Genomic DNA, 17,103 nt, shown 5'->3' with positions numbered 1-17,103 from the left:
CCGTAATTTTATCGTTGGTAAGTAAGCTCATATATTTGTTTAATTTATTGATTATCAACTATAAAGATACAAAATTATTTCTTACTTACCAACTTTCTTATTGATTTTCTTAAACGGAACTCAGGTTTGTAAATAAATTTTCGCGCTGCCAAGCCCAAGTCGTTTCACAAAGTCTTTAGCAAAGTTATAGGAAAGAGTCACATCGCGAAGTTTTGCAAAACTTGCATCTCCAATCAAGACGTCGGTATAGGGGAAATAAAACATATCCATATTCCACGATTGCAATTTCGGGTATATCGTGGTTGCTTCGTCACCTGCCTTACGCCAACGCTCGCCGACATGGCGGTTTTGTATGTTTGAACCGAGAAAAGCATCTTTGCGGTAATTGTGTCCGAGTTTGGATATAATCATCGCTGATAAATTCCAGTTTTTATAGGTAAAACTATTCGTCAGCGACAAATCGAATTTAGGACGATATGTGCCAAGATAAGTCATGTCCTCGGTGCCTAAACTTCCAATAGGAACAATCGTCCCGTCTGCCTTGTACGCTTGCACCGCTCCGGTATTATCGAGCCCGGCAAACTTACCACCCCAAAAAGCATCGCCCGGATATCCGGCGACTTGAATCGCACCACTCGTATAGTTTGTAGGGTATGCCCGGGTCGCGTTATATGTCAGCACTTTATCGTGATTGTAAGCAAAGATATGAGTAATGTCCCATCTGAAATCAGCGGTTTTAACCGCATTGGCATTAATGGCTATTTCGATACCTGTATTACGTCTAGAACCTACGTTTTTAGTAAAACTTGTAAATCCTGTTGTAGGATCCACAGCATCTGGAGCGAGCAAATCAGTACTCAACTTGTTGTAGTAATCGATCGAGAATTTCAGCCTATTATTGAGAGCAGCCAAATCAACGCCGACATTGGTTGTTTGTGTTTTTTCCCAACGCAACTCGTCGTTAGGCGGCGAAGAAATACTATACGAAATCCCCTCGGTTGTCGCGTTATACGCGCCTACGCCAAGAATGAGGAATGGCCCTTGATTGAGCGCTATATTTCCGCTTACGCCATAAGAACCTCGGATGTACAGACGATTCAGGAAATTCACATCAAAAAATTTCTCTTCACTCAGTTTCCATGTGCCACCAACACTCCAAAGGGGACGATAGCGATATTTAGAACTGGTGCCGAAGAAATTAGTCAAATCCAAACGGATACTTCCACTGGCGATAAACCGGTTGTCATATTCATATGAACCGTTGCCGTAGTACGACACAAAGCGATTGTCAATACGTCCATAAGCTCCTGTATTTAACGTGAATCCCGGAGTTCCATACCAATCCGCGCTGTTTTTGCTCTGGTTGATGTCAAGTGCGTTTACGGGAACAAAAGAACCCGCGATTTCATTGTAGCCCACTCTGGTGGCGTAGGTATTGTTGTCGTAGGTCATACGGCGGACTTCGTTACCCACCAATACGTTTACGCGATGTAATCCGTCTTTGAAATCGCGGTTGAAATTGACTTGCGAGCGTAGTGTCCAACTTTCGTTGATATTGCGCCGCTCATCAATAATACCGCCTTCGGGAATATAATGGTTGGCCGGATTAGAGCGCGAAGTTGTGTTGGTGTATGCTATGCGAGCCGCGTAAGAATCCGCATTGGAGATTTGTTTCCACAAATAATTACCTCGTTGCCAATTACCACCTATCTCAGCCGAAAGGCCTTTTAAAATATCCACTTTCAAAGTTCCCGTCCAACGGCTCTGATATTCTGAAGTCTTTACTGTTTCTTTTGCCAGGTCGTCGATAAAAACCCTTTCAATACTTTTGGCTCCGGGTATACCGGCATACAAGGTTTGCCTCGCCTGCCATCCGGGCACCCACATAGGAGCCGGATCGCCATTCCCGTCCACTAATGTTTGATAAGGAGTATAAAGAGAATTGGTGCCTGCGAATTGGAATAATCCCGCGGATATTTGAGAATAAACGGATGGATTTTCAACTAACACAGTATTCGCGTTTAGCTTAGGGGCTGTGGTTTCTTTATAAGTAACATTAGCGTTCGCGCTTAAAGTAAGGAATTTATTGATTTTCCATTCATCGCGAAAATCAATCGTGGTGCGGTTATTATCGGAATTTATAAAATGTTCCCTTGTTCCAAGATAATTTAATACCACATTGTAACTATGATTTTTCGTTCCGCCATTCACGGAAACATTGTGTTGCTGATTCAATTTCGAACGGAAAAGGTGTTTTTCCGCTTGTCCTACATAATCTATTTGCCGCAAGGCGTTGAGTTGTGCTTGTGCCTGTTCGCGCGTGATAACTCCCGCCCGTTCTTGAATAAGAATGTACGTCGCTTGCGTAGCGGCCGTATTCAAGTCTGCCGTCGGCGCGTCATTGAATAAATCAATTTCAGCGTCGATATAATCGGAAGAACTTGCTTTATGCAGGTTCTTCAAATCAGGTGTAGGAGTGATGCTGAATGAACCGCGGTAGGATATTTTCGGATCTCCCTCAATACCTTTCTTTGTGGTAATGACGATAACACCGTTTGCCGCGCGCGAACCGTAGATAGACGCGGCTACGGCATCCTTCAAAACAGTAATACTTTCAATATTGTTGGTATTGATGTTTTCGAAAGTTCCATCACGATAACTGAAAAAAGCATCGTTCATGGTAGCATCCACCGGATAACCGTCAATAACGAGCAGCGGTGTTTTGACAGCCGTAAAGGTAGAAACGCCCCGAATCTCAATTTTACCGTCCCTGTCAAGCGCCAAACCCGGTACTTGTCCTTCCAACATGGATGTCAAATCGGGTGAAAGTTTTTCATCGAAGTGCGCTTGATTGATAATGCCGAATGAACCGGTAATACGCTCCTTACTGATGGTCCGATAACCGGTTACAACCACTTCATCGAGTAGTTTTTGGTCTTCCGTAAGCGTAATTTCCAGCGTCTTCCTGTTACCTACCGTAACTTCCTGCGACAGATAACCGATATAAGATACCTGCAATTTGGCGTTTCGCGAAACAGACAGCGTGAAATTTCCGTTTAGATCGGTAACCGTCGCGTTTGAGGTACCCTTTTCAGCCACATTTGCTCCGATAACCGGCTCTCCTCCGTTATCAGTGACTTTTCCTTGTATTGCCTGCCTGTTTTGAGCAAGAATAGAAAGGGAATTCAAAAGGAATATACATAGTATGATAAAAACTTTGCATATCCCAAACCTAAATTCTTTTCTTTGTTTCATAGTCTGTAATTAATTAATTTTATAAAATAAAGTACAAAAGTGTAAACATTTTTACTTTTCAACAATACCATAAAAATGGTATATTCTGGTATAGGGATTATTTTTGCCATTTTACATTTACTAAATGGTACTGTAACTCCTGTTAAAGACAACCGTGACTTATTTATGGGCAAAGATAAATCCTGATGATATCAATCGCAAGATGCTCAATACCGAACGCTTACGATGCTATACACGACCAATACCGTTGAAGGGTATCATAGCCAAATCAGGAAAGTTACTAAGAATAAAGGTGTTTTCACCAATGATACAGCCTTGAAAAAGCTCGTCTACCTGGCTTACCGTAACATTAAAAAGAAGTGGACAATGCCTCTCTTTGAATGGAGCGGAACGGCTCAGCAACTGGCTATTATATATCCCGATAGATTTAAATTACTGGATTGATAACAACATTTCTAATAATTTATTAGTTTTATAAAACCAACAAAGCTCTGGATATACATTACCCATTGTAAGAAATGGACATAAATAGATCCTAAGTTATAGAGAAGAAAAATTAGCTGACACAGTTAAATTTACACGCCCAGATTCCCCTAAAAACCAAAAAATTTATACGACCTACTGGTCTTCTATTTCTTTATTTCCTGATCCAAAAACCTTTTTTACATTTTGGGAAGTAACGACTTTCCGCCCGGTCCGAGTTTCCAGCTCTTCACGGGCTACACAGGCGACCTTGCCGGGTAATCTCTATATTCTCTTCAAATGTATGAGGTTTCACTGACTGGGAGATATCTGTTGTCGACGCCTCTGCGAGCATATTCAGGATCAGTTCCGTATTAGTCATATTCTCACGGAGGTTTTCTTTTTTGAGGCCCTTGTGTCTTTTATATTCTTAGGTTGTTTTTCCCGATCATACCTGTGTTATAATATCGGTAAGAGTGGCAAATTGTACGCCTTCTTCCACCCCCCCTGCGTTTCCACTCATTAGTCAGCTCTTTACGGATCTCGATGGACTTGAGGCGTTGATTAATCCAGTTATCAAAATATCCTAAACGCTTGTAGTCAATCATAGCCTGGTCTATAGACCGTTCCGGGTCTTGCATCTGGTCAAGGCGTTCCTTCGCGACCTGTGCCATCCACAACTTGAATGGTTCTGCTTTTGGGGAGGGTATGGATTGTATCAGCCGGAATAATTGTCCGGTATCGGCTACATCGGTCTTGTAATATTTTCCATCGGCGGCAGGTATTTTCAGTTGACTACAATCTGTAGCCAACTGGCTTCCTTCCTTTTTAAGCCGTATTTTAAGGACACTCCAGTATTTTCTCGGATTAGGGCTGTCGGTTAATATTTGAACAACATCAACTACGGAAAAATACCATTCTTCCTGTTCTTCGTCCCATACCGTGCGGACTTTCTTATTCTCAAATACCTGTATCAGGTTTTTCTTTGTCATGGAGGGTCGCCGTTAATTCAGTATAATATACCGGAAGCAAATTTAATGATTTTAGAATAGAGTTTATATTGAATAAGAGTTTATTCTATATAATGTCTAATAATTCGAAGATTTCTTTTTAATAAAACTTGTCAAATACGACAATGCTACCCTTCCAAATGATGAAATATGGTATAGTCAGGTGAAAGTTCATAAATCTAAAATGTAAAGAAGACTTTAGTTCTTCTAATAATACTATAAACGATCTCCAGCGACATAATTTTTTCTTTTCTCTTCTCTATCCCCGGACCCCAAAGTTCCCTATTTCAAATTATAAGTATCATAAGAGTAAGATAATCTTTCAGATCCTTTTTGAGTATATCCATCACGTGGTTTTTATACCGTTTAGCGGTGCGAACAGAAATGTGGAGCTCTTCAGCTATATCTTCGTATGACTTTTTTTCAATACGGTGCATTTCGAATACCGTGCGATATGTTTCCGGAAGTTTAGCAAGCGCTTTATCCAACATTTCGTAAAGTTCGGTCAATAAATAGAAATTCTCATTGTCTTTTTGACAGGTTGTTTTTAGGAGGAATTCCTGATACTTATGGGTAAGCCCTTCCTTTTTCAGGAGATTAAGACAATGATTGCGTACGGAAACAAGCAGATAACTACGTACAGATTGGGTAATATGCAAAGTCTTCCTGTATTCCCATAGGGAAACAAACGCTTCCTGCACGATATCTTCGCATACCGAACGATTACAAATATACTTTCTGGCATAACCCAATAAAGACGGATAAAAGAGTTCAAATAATTGTTCAAACGCTTTCTCATCGTCAAGGTTTACTATGTTCCATAGCAATTGATCCGGTTCCAAAATATACAAGGATCTACTCATTACATATAAAAATATCAACAAATATAAAAAAATATAAAAATTTGTGGCACTTTTTCAAACAAAGATTGTCTTATTTATATAAGGTATATTATATCTCATAAAGAATGGATGAACAATATTTTGAAGGTAAAGAAGAACTTTTCTGCCGTTATTGTAAAGGCACGGCGACATCTGAAGAACGACAGCAAGTAGACTCCCTTGTCGCGAACTATCCTTTGGCAGCAGAGGAATTGGAGCTTGTCGCTCATGCCGTATCTATCGAGGATAATATTTGTGAATTAGAGTCATATAATACCACAAAAGGATTTCAACAAGTCATTCGAACCATAAGAAAACGCCGGAAACGTTTTATAATCCGTCATACAATATCACGTGTAGCTGCCGTATTATTCCTGCCATTGATACTTTCTTCCGCAGTGTTGGGTTATATGGTTTTCCACAAACCTGTACCCGAAACGACTTATGTTGAGATTACAGCGGCACCCGGTTCTATTTCCCGATTCGAGCTTTCCGATCATTCGAAAGTATGGTTGAATGCAGGCTCTACTCTTTGTTATCCAACTTCTTTTAAAGGAGATCTCCGAGAGGTAAAATTAACCGGTGAAGGATATTTTGAAGTCTATTCCGACAAAGAACATCCTTTTTACGTAACGGCAGCTTCCGGTATCAAGGTTATGGCTTATGGTACACGTTTCAGTGTGAATACTGAAAATAATAAAGTCCAAGCCATTCTCGCGGAGGGATATGTGGATATGCTTACTACCGGCCGGCCGGAGGTCAGACTTCATCCCGGTGAGCAGGCCATATATGACGAAGTAACCCGTAAAGTATCCGTCAGCCGGATAAATTTATACGAAAAACTGGCTTGGAAAGATGGAAAAATTGTCTTCCGGAATGCTTCCCTAAATGAAGTTTTCCGTCAATTGAGCCGTCGCTATAATGTAGATATTATATTGCATGATAAATATAACCAGTCAGAGAAATACAGTGCACGTGTTACATTTACCGACGAAACTATCCAACAAATATTTACATACCTGGAAGCTGCCGCTCCTATAAAGTGGAAACTCAGCCCACCAATCCAGAATAGCGATTCAACGTTGAGCAGACAGCGAATTGATGTGTGGTTAAATAAATAATTGTCGAACAACTTAAAAAATGAGATGCCTATGGGGAAGGAAGTATTAGACCTGATATAAAAAGACAAGAGTAAGCGGCCACTTACCCTTGTCACGAGAATTTAATCATTTTGGACGCAATCAGTCCAAAATCAGTGTTGACTAAAAATCAGTATAAAAATATGAAAAACCAAAGAATATTTGAAGTTATTACCTCAAATTATTTAAAAATCAGCCAAAGAATGAGGGTATGCATAATATTATTATTCGCTGTGCTTCAACTTAGCGCGGAGAATTCATACGCACAATCCGTATCCCTTTCGTTTTCCTTAAAAAATACGACGATAGAGGGTATATTAGACAAAATAGAAGAATCTACGGAGTTCTCCTTTCTAATTCTGGATAAATCGATTGTTTTAAACAAAGCAGTTGATAATATTTATATTAGTAAAGAAAGTATAGAGCAGGTATTAAACAAAGTATTAAAAAATACAGATATTCAATATCGCATCATCGACAGGCAAATCGTGCTGATGCCCGGCTCTGCCGCCGCCGCGTTATCCATATTCCCTCAACAAGCTGTACATGTCGTCACCGGTATAGTCAAAGAAGCAAACGGCGAAACGATTGTCGGCGCCAGTGTGCGGGAGAAAGGGACTACAAACGGTGTGCTAACCGATGAGAACGGTAGATTCAAGATATCAGTCGAAGACAATGCCGTGCTACAGATTTCTTTTCTGGGATATATCAGCCAGGAGGTATCCGCGAAGGGCAAATCCAACGTTCAGGTTGTCTTGCAGGAAGATTTGCAAAATCTGGAAGAGGTTGTGATCGTAGGTTACGGTGTTCAGAAAAAAGTGAACCTGACAGGCGCCATCACGAATGTGAAAGCTAACGAGCTGACTACTATCCCGACTTCCAATCTATCGAATACTTTGGCAGGACGCGCGCCCGGAGTGACTATCATTGGCAATTCGGGACTGATCGGGGCTACTTCTTCTATCAGCATACGCGGCGGCTTCGGCGAGCCTTTGTTCGTTATCGACGGCGTCATCTCCAACAAGGAAGCTTTCGATGTCCTGGAAGCCACCGAAGTAGATCAAATGAGTTTCTTGAAGGACGCCGCGACTGCTTCTATCTATGGTACATCGGCAGGTAACGGCGTAATATTGGTTACAACCAAAAGAGGCGATGCCACGATAGCTAAACCCCGGTTCGACTATCAGGGAACTTACTCGTTCAGCAAGCCTACCCAAACATTGTTCAGCGACCTGATGACAGCCACCGATGAGCTGGTCTATCAGAACCGCGTCGCGGAATTTAAAGGACGGGCTTTGCCGAATGGCCCCGAAGAATTCGCATATTTCGAAAACCGTGATTACAATGTTAACGACTGGATATGGCAAACGCCGTGGAATACCAAACATTCATTGAGTGTGACGGGCGGCAGCGACAAATTCCAATACTATGTGATGACCGGCTATATGAAAGAAGAAGGCTCGTATATCAATCTGAAAAACGACAAATACAACCTTCGTTCCAATTTGACGGCAAAATTATCCAAAGCAATATCAATCAATCTCAATTTATCGGCTTATCAAACCGACGGTAACCGGTTCTATTGGACGGGGTCGCCTGACGACAGCCAGGATGTGTACGACATGTACCGTTGCACTTTCAACGCCATGAGGACATTGCCTTTCTATTCGTATCTGGACGGAACGCCGGCTAATGAGGTGACTGAATATCCGATACGGCCTGAAATAGGCTCTTGGACAGGTTGGAACCCGGTGGATCAGGTAATAGGCGATCGCTATGTTAAAACCCGCAAGCGCAATATGAACGGATCGCTTACCTTTAATGTGGACTTGAGCGCTATCACTTCAGGATTATCCACAAAGGTAATGTACAACTATACCGGTGATGATTATATGCGCAAAAAATACCTGACGTTCCAAAAGAATTATGTATTCCAGCGCGCCGATCCCGCCGGCAACAGGTTCCTTCCCGCGCCACTTGACTTGACCAAATACAGTATTTTCTCTTTCAATTCGACCGAAAGCCTGCAATATGGCATGAGAACATTGTGGAGTTCGCAATTCAACTGGTTCCTCAACTACGACCGGGTATTCGGCAAACATAGCGTTTCGGCGATGGGGGTATTCGAACAGGCTTCTAATGGCGGCGAGTATGTGTATGCGAAAGGTGAGTCACCGTTGACATATATCGACCAAATGTATGCTTTTTCGGATGATACGGAAAAAAGATACGGCGAAGCTGAAGAATATACCGGCGCTCATTTATCATGGATCGGTCGTTTCAACTATAATTACGCCCAGAAGTATATCGCTGAATTTTCTTTCCGTTACGACGGTAATACCCTGTTCGCGCCCGGCAAACGTTGGGGATTCTTCCCTTCTGTTTCGGCCGCGTGGCGTGTTAATCAGGAAAATTTCATGGAATCTACACACGATTGGCTGAGCGACCTGAAACTTCGCTTATCGTACGGTACGACCGGGAATGATTTGGATGTCAACAACGCTAAAATCAGACCATTTTCATACCTGCCGAAATATACCTCGGGCAGTTCCTATATCTTTGGATCGTCTTACCTGCAAGGTATCGCACCGGGAGCCACTCCGAATCCGGACTTGACATGGGCTACCTCCACCACCTATAACGCGGGGATCGATGTCGGATTCTTGAATCACAGGTTGTCGGGTACCATAGATGCCTTCTACCGGAAGGAAGTAGATATACTTGGCGCGAGGACCGCTACCTTACCGAGTACTTACGGACAATCTTTGGCTCCTGAAAACTATGCCGAACGCTCATGGAGAGGCGGCGAGCTTACAGTCAACTGGCGGGATAAAGCCGCGGGTGGCAAAATCCAGTATTCCGCGTATGTGAACGTGGGATACGCGAAAGATCGCTGGGATGTAATAGACGAATCGGCTCTTTACAAGACCGGAAATTTACAGGATTTAACGAAAGTGGGATTCTCGAGTGGACGCCAGACAGGGCTTATCGCTATCGGCCTGATCCGTACACAGGAACAGGTGGACGAGTTGAAAGCGCAAGGCTTTAAACAGTATGGACGCGACCCGTACCTGGGAGGTATTCTCTATAAGGATACGCGCGGCGACGGCTATTCTCTCGGACCTGACGGAAAAATCGATGGTAACGACCAATATAACCTGTTGTCCGACAACGCGACGCCAAGTATCAATTACGGCTTCGGCGGCGAAATATCATGGAACGGAGTTACCGTGTCCATGCACTTCCAGGGAGTAGGTAACTATGACAAGTTTATGTCGGGTTATGACGCCGGTTTCTACCAACATGGCGGCGACAACCGTCCTTATTTCCCAATTTGGGTAAGCCCTGAGGTGTGGACTCCTGAGAATCCGAACGGTAAATATCCGCGCGTGGTAGGATCGGGTTGGTATGAATCAGGTGTGGGTAAATCCACGTTCTGGCAACGGAACGGCGCTTACATCCGCCTCAAGAACCTGAATATCGCGTACTCGATTCCTAAGACCGCGCTGAAACAGCTTGGTTTGACGCAAGCGCAAGTGTTCTTCAACGGAACGAACCTGTTCTGTATTTCCGAAGTCAATGAACTGATGGATCCGGAACAAGCTTACTATGATTCATATCCTTTGATGAAGTCATTTACATTCGGGTTAAATTTTTCATTCTAACTACTTAAAAAGAAATCCATTATGAAAAAGTATTTTATCATTATAAATTGTTTTCTCGTATCCTTTCTTTTGAGCTGCGATACGTTAGACATAGAGAACCTGTCGGATTATGACGCCAACAAGGTATGGAACGACGAGACGCTTGCCACGGCATACGTGACAAATCTCTATGCTTCGGTATTCACCAATTGGGATACCGGCGCGGATCAAAACTCGGAACAACTTACCGGTATTCCTTTCTATATAGGAACTATCACTATCTCGGGAAGTAGCTATAAAAAATGGAATTATACGACTATCCGTAGGATCAACGAGGCCATCCAGAGTATCGGTCAGGGTGACCTTCCCGATAATGTCAAACAGTCGCTTACGGCGCAAGCCTTGTTTATGCGCGCGTATATATACTTCGATATGGTTGTCTATCATGGAGGAGTACCTTATATTAAGACGCCTCAGGACAAAGAAACGGATGATCTGTATGTGACGCGGAATACGACAGCCGAATGTTACGGTTTCATCGTCCAGGATTTGGATGACGCTATCGCCGGTTTGACGGATAAGATAGCATCGTCTTCCGGTAATTATGGCCGTATCGACAAGGTTTTCGCGAAAGCCTTCAAGGCCAAAGTATTGCTATATAAAGCATCTCCTCAGTTTAACCCTACCCATCCTTATACCAATGCTTATTGGGCGGAAGCTTACACAGCCGCCAAAGAAGCATACGATTTCGCGAAAGCTCACGGTAGCGCCCTCACGCCAAACTATAGCGATATTTTCGTGAAAGAAGGCGGCGCGGAAGTGTTGTTTGCTGTTATCAACGAACATCCGAATAAAACAGGTTCATGGGACTGGTATCTTCGTCCGCAATCGTTAAGTACGGGACAAATACAGCGTACACCTACCTGGGATATGATCAAGGCTTTTCCGATGGCTGACGGAAAGAAATTTAACGATGTAACAGGGAACTATTATGTAAGCTCAGAGAATGATTTGATGCAAAGTTTTTGGAAAAACAGGGATCCTCGCTTCTACAGTTCTATTTTGTGTTCGGGACAGGAACTTCCTGTAGCAGGCATGCCTGCCGGCTATCGCCAATATACGGCGTTGGGCTTAGCTGATGATGCGGACGCGTATGGCACCAATCCAAATTCGGGAGGAGCTACTACGACCAAGAACGATGTTATGTCCGGTTTTTATGTGCGTAAAGCTTTAGACCTGTCACTAACACCGGAGATTACCGATCAATATAGTCTCGACTGCATTAAGATGCGTTTTGCCGAACTAATGATGATTTATGCCGAAGCTGCTAACGAAACCGGACATTCCGACGTGACAATAGAGATGCTGAAAGAAATCCGTAAAAGAGCCGGCATCGAAGCCAATGGTGGAAATTACGGACTCCCTGTTTCGCCTACACGCGAAGAACTTCGCCAAATCATTCTCGATGAACGCAATATCGAGTTCTGCTTCGAAGGACATCGTTTCTGGGATTTGCGCCGTACCCGCAACATGATGATATTAAGCGGCCTGCAAAAATATGGACTTGAAAGTATCGCTATTGACAGAACCACTGGTCTGGATATGCCTATTAATACAGCTAAGGCAAAAACGAAGAACTTTGAATTGACTCCCGATGATTTCAGGTATGTAAAACAACGGGTGCCTTACAATCCGAATGCCGAAAACACTTTTGTAGTTGAAGAAACGTTCTATTTCTTCCCGCTTCAGAAAACCGTTTTGGATGAAAATCCGAATTTGGAGCAAAACAACAATTGGGGAGGAACATTCAATCCGGCACTGGAATAATTTGAAATGTATTTAATAAGGATTTATCCCCGGTTATATAATGGTGCCAAATCAGCATAACCGGGGCTAATCTTGTAATTACAGTGAGTTAAAGATCGAAAACTATTTAATATTTTATTATACCATGAAAACTAACCGACGAAATTTTTTAAAGACTTTAGGGGCATTCACTGCTCTGACAATCATTCCCCGACAAGTACTGGGAAATGGCTATATAGCCCCCAGCGACCAGCTTACCAAGGGCATAATTGGTACAGGGAATATGGGACGCGGCCATCTTAAATATGCTGGTACTCGTTTAGTTGCAGTTTGCGATGTAGATAAGAAACACCTGGAATTGGGTAAAAACCTTGTTAAAGACAAAATAGCGGCATACCATGACTTCAGGGATCTCATTATGGACAAGAATGTCGATATTGTCCATATAGCGACACCACCGCACTGGCACGGCATTATGTCGGTGGAAGCAGCCAAAGCCGGAAAAGACATTTGGTGCGAAAAACCCATGACTCGTACTATAGGAGAGGGTAAAAGGGTGATGGAAGCTGTAAAACAATACGGAAGCATGTTCCGGCTGAATACATGGTTCCGTTTCAAAGATAATTTTTATGGATTGGGAACTCCCGTTCAGCCATTAAAGAAGTTGGTACAGAGCGGTATGTTAGGCTGGCCGTTGAAAGTAACGATAAGTAAACATACCGGATTCGACTGGAAATTCTTTTGGGTAGGAAAAGAGTATCTCGAGCCGCAACCTGTTCCTGAAGAACTGGATTATGACATGTGGCTCGGACCCGCGCCGTACAAACCATATAACTCCCACCGTGTTCATAGCACATTCCGTGGTTATTGGGATTATGATGGCGGAGGATTGGGCGATATGGGACAGCATTACATAGATCCCGTTCAGTATCTTTTGGGTAAAGACCATACAAGTCCTGTGAAAGTGGAAGTGGATGCGCCTCAGCAGCACCCCGATGCCATTGGAGTTTGGCGCTCTATTACTTATACCTACGACGATGGCTGCCAGATCGTATTGTGGGGAGGCGATTATGGCAACCCTGATACTCCGTATATATCAGGACCTAAGGGAAATGTATACAAAAACTTCGTATGCGATATTCCTGGTTGGGAAAAGAAACTGGCAGACTATCCTGAACCGGAAGGACAAGTGACGGATTTTATAGAGAGCGTAAAAACACGCAAACAATTTGCGCTTAACGAGCAAAACGGATTCCGTTCCTCTACAATTGTCAATATGGGCGTTGTCGCATTAAGATTAAACCGCACTTTACATTTTGATCCGGTTAAGTTGGTATTTATTGATGACGAGGCAGCTAATCGCCTGCTGGATCAGCCAATGCGTGCTCCGTGGAATATTTAACCAGTAATAAAAAACAAACAATCGTATAATCATGAAAAGAATATATTCGTTACTAGGTGTTTTGCTGTTTTGTTCTGTGATGATATTCGCACAATATCCGGCTAACAGGACGGCTAAAACCATTGTCGCCGATGTTCTGGCGCAAATGCCTGCCCGGCAGACCGAACAATATTATAACCAGATAAAAGACCTGGTCTCTACCGGAGAGGAAGGGGTATTGCAACTGGTGAAGATGATGAACCCTCCGGGAAAAGGAACTAATTCTCAGGTAGAATACGCGCTGAGTGGACTTTCACACTCTGTATCTGCTGATGGTATGGAAGCACAAAGGCTGGTTACATCAAATGCCTATGTAAAAGCTCTGGATATGGTCACCGACCGGGAGATCAGAGCTTTTATTATCCGCCAGCTCGGACTGGTAGGAAAAGATGAAGCTGTCGCCAAGCTTTCCACTTATCTGGACAACGAACTGTTAAGCGGACCTGCGGCATCAGCGCTCTCAGCTATTAATACTCCTTCATCCCAAAAGGCTCTGCTGAATGCTTTGAGTGCATCCACCAACGATGAATCGGCTGAAGGTATTATTCTAGCTGTGGCCAAATTAAAGATAGCCGACGCGGAAAATAGATTGAAACACTTACTGAATAGCCCCCATCCTGATAAAAGGAAGACCGTCTTATATGCGTTAAGTCAGGTAGGAACGAAAGCTTCCTTGCCAGCTCTGGCTTTTGCTGCGGAGAAAGATAATTATACAATGCAGAAAGACGGAGGTAATGAAGCTTACATAGCCCTTATCAAACGGGTATTGTCGCAGGGTGATACCAAAGAAGCGGAAAAAGCCACGACCGGCCTGATGAAAAAAGCGGGAAAAGCCGGACAGGTACAAACCTGTGAAGCGGCCATGGAAATCCTGATGAAGGCAAAGCCTGCCAATGCCCTGAAATTGGTACAAAATGCATTGAAAGATAATAATCGTAACTACAGATATGCAGCGTTAACATTTGCTTCTGATTATGCAGACAGTTTTATGTATGGAGAACTGGTCAGATCCCTGAAAAAAGCGAAGCCTGAAGTCCGGTTGGATATCCTGAACTGGCTGGGGCAGGAATGTGACTCGCAGAATAAACGCGCCGCTATAAAACTGCTGATAAATGAGACTGCTATCGGATATCTGACAACAGGTAGCCTTGAAATCAAGACAGCCGCCGCAAATATTCTGACCAAGACAGCCGACCATAAAGCAATCGTGGCACTTGCCTATTTGCTGAACGATGCTGACCCGAAAACAGTGGAAATGGCTAAGAACACGCTATCTTCAACCAAAGGTGATATTTCATCGGCTATTGCTCCGGTAATAGCAGGAGCCAATACTACGGGAAAAATAGCCGGGCTGCAGTTACTGGCAGAACGGAAATCTTCCGCAAATATATCTACAGTACTCGAACAGGTGAACTTAGGTTCACCGGATGTAAAAAAAGCTGCTTATACAGCCCTCAAGGATGTAGTTTCCGCAAATGACCTGAATAAACTATATACTCTTCTTGAAGCTGCCGAACCTGAAAATGTTCCGTTTGTACAACAGGCTATTGCAGGCGCATTGCAAGATTATCCGAAAGAAAAACAATACGAGACTATTCTGGTGCGCATGAACCAGAATACCAAAGGTCAGCAATACCTGTATTATCCTGTATTATCCTCTACCGGTGATGTGAAGGCTTTGAATATTATAGTAGACCGTTTCAACAAAGAAGAAGGCGCGGCCAAAGATGCCGCATTCCAGGCTTTATCCGACTGGAAAGATCCCAATGTAGCTGATGAATTACTTACTATCTGTAAAAACCAGTTAGACATCCTGTATTTCGACCGCGCTATCAACAGGTATGTACAGTTGGTTTCAGACCTTAAACTCTCTGGTGAAAACAGAAGGCTGTTCCTTACAAATGCGATGGAAATAGCCCGTACGGATGCTCAGAAAAATACAATTCTTTCCCGCTTGGGAAATACGGGTTCATATTTGGGAATGCTGCTGACCGGACAATATCTGGATAACAGGTCATTGCAACAGGCTGCTGCCGGAGCTGTAATGAACATTGCTTTGGCAAACAAGCAATATACCGGTAAAAATGTAGAAGAATTGCTTAACAAAGTAATCAACGTACTGGACAACCCTGATGCCGACTATCAGAAACAGGCTATACGGAAACATTTGAATGAAATGCCTAAAGAGGAAGGGTTCATATCTATATTCAACGGTAAAGACCTGACCAGCTGGAAAGGTATTGTCGAAAATCCGATTGCACGTGCGAAAATGAAACCTGCGGAACTGGCAAAAAAACAAGTTGCCGCCAATAAAGTAGCGGCAGACCACTGGAAGGCTGATAACGGTATCCTTGCCTTTGACGGGGTTGGGGGTGAAAATCTTTGTACTGTGAAACAGTATGGCGATTTTGAAATGTATATTGACTGGAACCTCGATCCTGCAGGTCCGGAAGCTGACGCCGGTATTTACCTTCGGGGAACGCCACAGGTGCAGATATGGGATATTTCCAGGGTGAATGTTGGTGCACAGGTGGGTTCAGGAGGATTATATAATAACGAGAAAAATCCGAAAGATCCGTTGAAATTAGTCGATAACAAGCTGGGAGAATGGAACACCTTCTACATTAAAATGATTGGCGACCGTGTAACTGTAAAACTAAACGGTGAACTGGTCGTCGATAATGTTATCCTTGAAAACTACTGGGACAGGAAACAGCCTGTATTTCCTGTAGAACAAATAGAATTACAGGCACATGGAAGTAAGGTATACTATCGTAATATCTATGTAAAGGAACTTGAAAAGGCTAAACCTTTTGAACTTTCGGCAGAAGAGAAAAAAGAAGGCTTCAAGATATTATTCGATGGTGCCAATATGCACGAATGGACAGGGAATACCGTAGATTATCAATTGCAGGACGGTTGTATAGCGCTTGACCCGAAAGGCGGACATGGAGGAAACCTGTATACAAAAGATGAGTTTGCCAACTTTATTTATCGCTTCGAGTTCCAACTGACACCTGCGGCTAACAATGGTGTAGGTATCCGTACCCCGATGGGTATCGATGCTGCTTATCACGGTATGGAAATTCAAATTCTGGATCATGATAATCCGGTTTACAAAAATATTACTCCGTTACAGGTACATGGGTCCGTGTATGGCATAATCGGAGCAACGCGTGCAGTTTTCAAGCCTATGGGCGAATGGAATCAGGAAGAGATAATTGCCGATGGGAATCATATAAAGGTTACCCTAAACGGAGAAGCTATTCTTGATGGAGATATCAAAGAAGCAACCAAAAACGGTACAGCTGACGGACATCAGCATCCCGGTTTGTTCAACCCGAAAGGGCATATAGGTTTCTTGGGACATGGTTCGCCGGTTAAATTCAGAAATATAAGGATTAAAGAATTGAAATAATCTCATTGATAGAATAAGATATAGGGGTTGTCTGTAAATATAATTTT

7 protein-coding genes and 2 pseudogenes are annotated in these 17,103 nt (G+C 43.1%); 6 read left to right on the top strand and 3 right to left on the bottom strand.

From position 1 onward, the window contains the following. Positions 1 to 120 precede the first annotated feature (120 nt). Entirely contained in the window at positions 121 to 3,255 is a 3,135-nt protein-coding gene (locus ACYPZI_RS11010) for a SusC/RagA family TonB-linked outer membrane protein (protein ID WP_459601519.1), read from the bottom strand. Positions 3,256 to 3,480: 225 nt separating this feature from the next. Between ACYPZI_RS11010 and ACYPZI_RS11005 the strand changes: the two are divergent. Then, a pseudogene (locus tag ACYPZI_RS11005) lies at positions 3,481 to 3,699 on the top strand (transposase); the annotation flags it as partial. 174 nt (positions 3,700 to 3,873) lie between these two features. On the opposite strand, the pseudogene ACYPZI_RS11000 reads toward ACYPZI_RS11005, so the two are convergent. Beyond that, positions 3,874 to 4,709 (bottom strand): annotated as a pseudogene (locus tag ACYPZI_RS11000) (BRO-N domain-containing protein). A 305-nt stretch (positions 4,710 to 5,014) separates the two neighbouring features. Then, positions 5,015 to 5,590 (bottom strand): RNA polymerase sigma-70 factor, encoded by a 576-nt coding sequence (locus ACYPZI_RS10995; RefSeq protein ID WP_459601517.1) that lies wholly within the window; start codon positions 5,588 to 5,590, stop codon positions 5,015 to 5,017. Between the two features lie 104 nt (positions 5,591 to 5,694). Here ACYPZI_RS10995 and ACYPZI_RS10990 point away from each other — a divergent pair, with 104 nt between their 5' ends. The 5 genes from ACYPZI_RS10990 to ACYPZI_RS10970 all read left to right on the top strand — a co-directional run bounded on the left by ACYPZI_RS10990 (position 5,695) and on the right by ACYPZI_RS10970 (position 17,056). Next, positions 5,695 to 6,729 (top strand): FecR family protein, encoded by a 1,035-nt coding sequence (locus ACYPZI_RS10990; protein WP_459601515.1) that lies wholly within the window; start codon positions 5,695 to 5,697, stop codon positions 6,727 to 6,729. A 161-nt stretch (positions 6,730 to 6,890) separates the two neighbouring features. Beyond that, positions 6,891 to 10,412 carry a TonB-dependent receptor gene (locus ACYPZI_RS10985; protein WP_459601513.1) on the top strand — a complete coding sequence of 1,174 codons (3,522 nt, stop codon included), beginning with the start codon at positions 6,891 to 6,893 and terminating at the stop codon, positions 10,410 to 10,412. Positions 10,413 to 10,433: 21 nt separating this feature from the next. Beyond that, positions 10,434 to 12,218 carry a RagB/SusD family nutrient uptake outer membrane protein gene (locus ACYPZI_RS10980; RefSeq protein ID WP_459601511.1) on the top strand — a complete coding sequence of 595 codons (1,785 nt, stop codon included), beginning with the start codon at positions 10,434 to 10,436 and terminating at the stop codon, positions 12,216 to 12,218. A 124-nt stretch (positions 12,219 to 12,342) separates the two neighbouring features. Continuing rightward, positions 12,343 to 13,599 (top strand): Gfo/Idh/MocA family oxidoreductase, encoded by a 1,257-nt coding sequence (locus ACYPZI_RS10975; protein WP_459601509.1) that lies wholly within the window; start codon positions 12,343 to 12,345, stop codon positions 13,597 to 13,599. Positions 13,600 to 13,630: 31 nt separating this feature from the next. After that, a complete protein-coding gene (locus tag ACYPZI_RS10970; protein ID WP_459601507.1) occupies positions 13,631 to 17,056 on the top strand; it encodes a DUF1080 domain-containing protein in 3,426 nt (1,141 codons plus the stop codon). Positions 17,057 to 17,103: the final 47 nt, after the last annotated feature.

It is taken from the genome of Dysgonomonas reticulitermitis (genome assembly GCF_054601275.1).
Note: the sequence above shows the minus strand (reverse complement) of the source record. Positions and strands in the feature narration are given on the sequence as shown.

Coding starts and splice junctions, on each gene's coding strand:
- ACYPZI_RS11010 (WP_459601519.1), bottom strand. CDS start 3,255: ATGAAACAAAGAAAAGAATTTAGGTTTGGGATATGCAAAGTTTTTATC.
- ACYPZI_RS10995 (WP_459601517.1), bottom strand. CDS start 5,590: ATGAGTAGATCCTTGTATATTTTGGAACCGGATCAATTGCTATGGAAC.
- ACYPZI_RS10990 (WP_459601515.1), top strand. CDS start 5,695: ATGGATGAACAATATTTTGAAGGTAAAGAAGAACTTTTCTGCCGTTAT.
- ACYPZI_RS10985 (WP_459601513.1), top strand. CDS start 6,891: ATGAAAAACCAAAGAATATTTGAAGTTATTACCTCAAATTATTTAAAA.
- ACYPZI_RS10980 (WP_459601511.1), top strand. CDS start 10,434: ATGAAAAAGTATTTTATCATTATAAATTGTTTTCTCGTATCCTTTCTT.
- ACYPZI_RS10975 (WP_459601509.1), top strand. CDS start 12,343: ATGAAAACTAACCGACGAAATTTTTTAAAGACTTTAGGGGCATTCACT.
- ACYPZI_RS10970 (WP_459601507.1), top strand. CDS start 13,631: ATGAAAAGAATATATTCGTTACTAGGTGTTTTGCTGTTTTGTTCTGTG.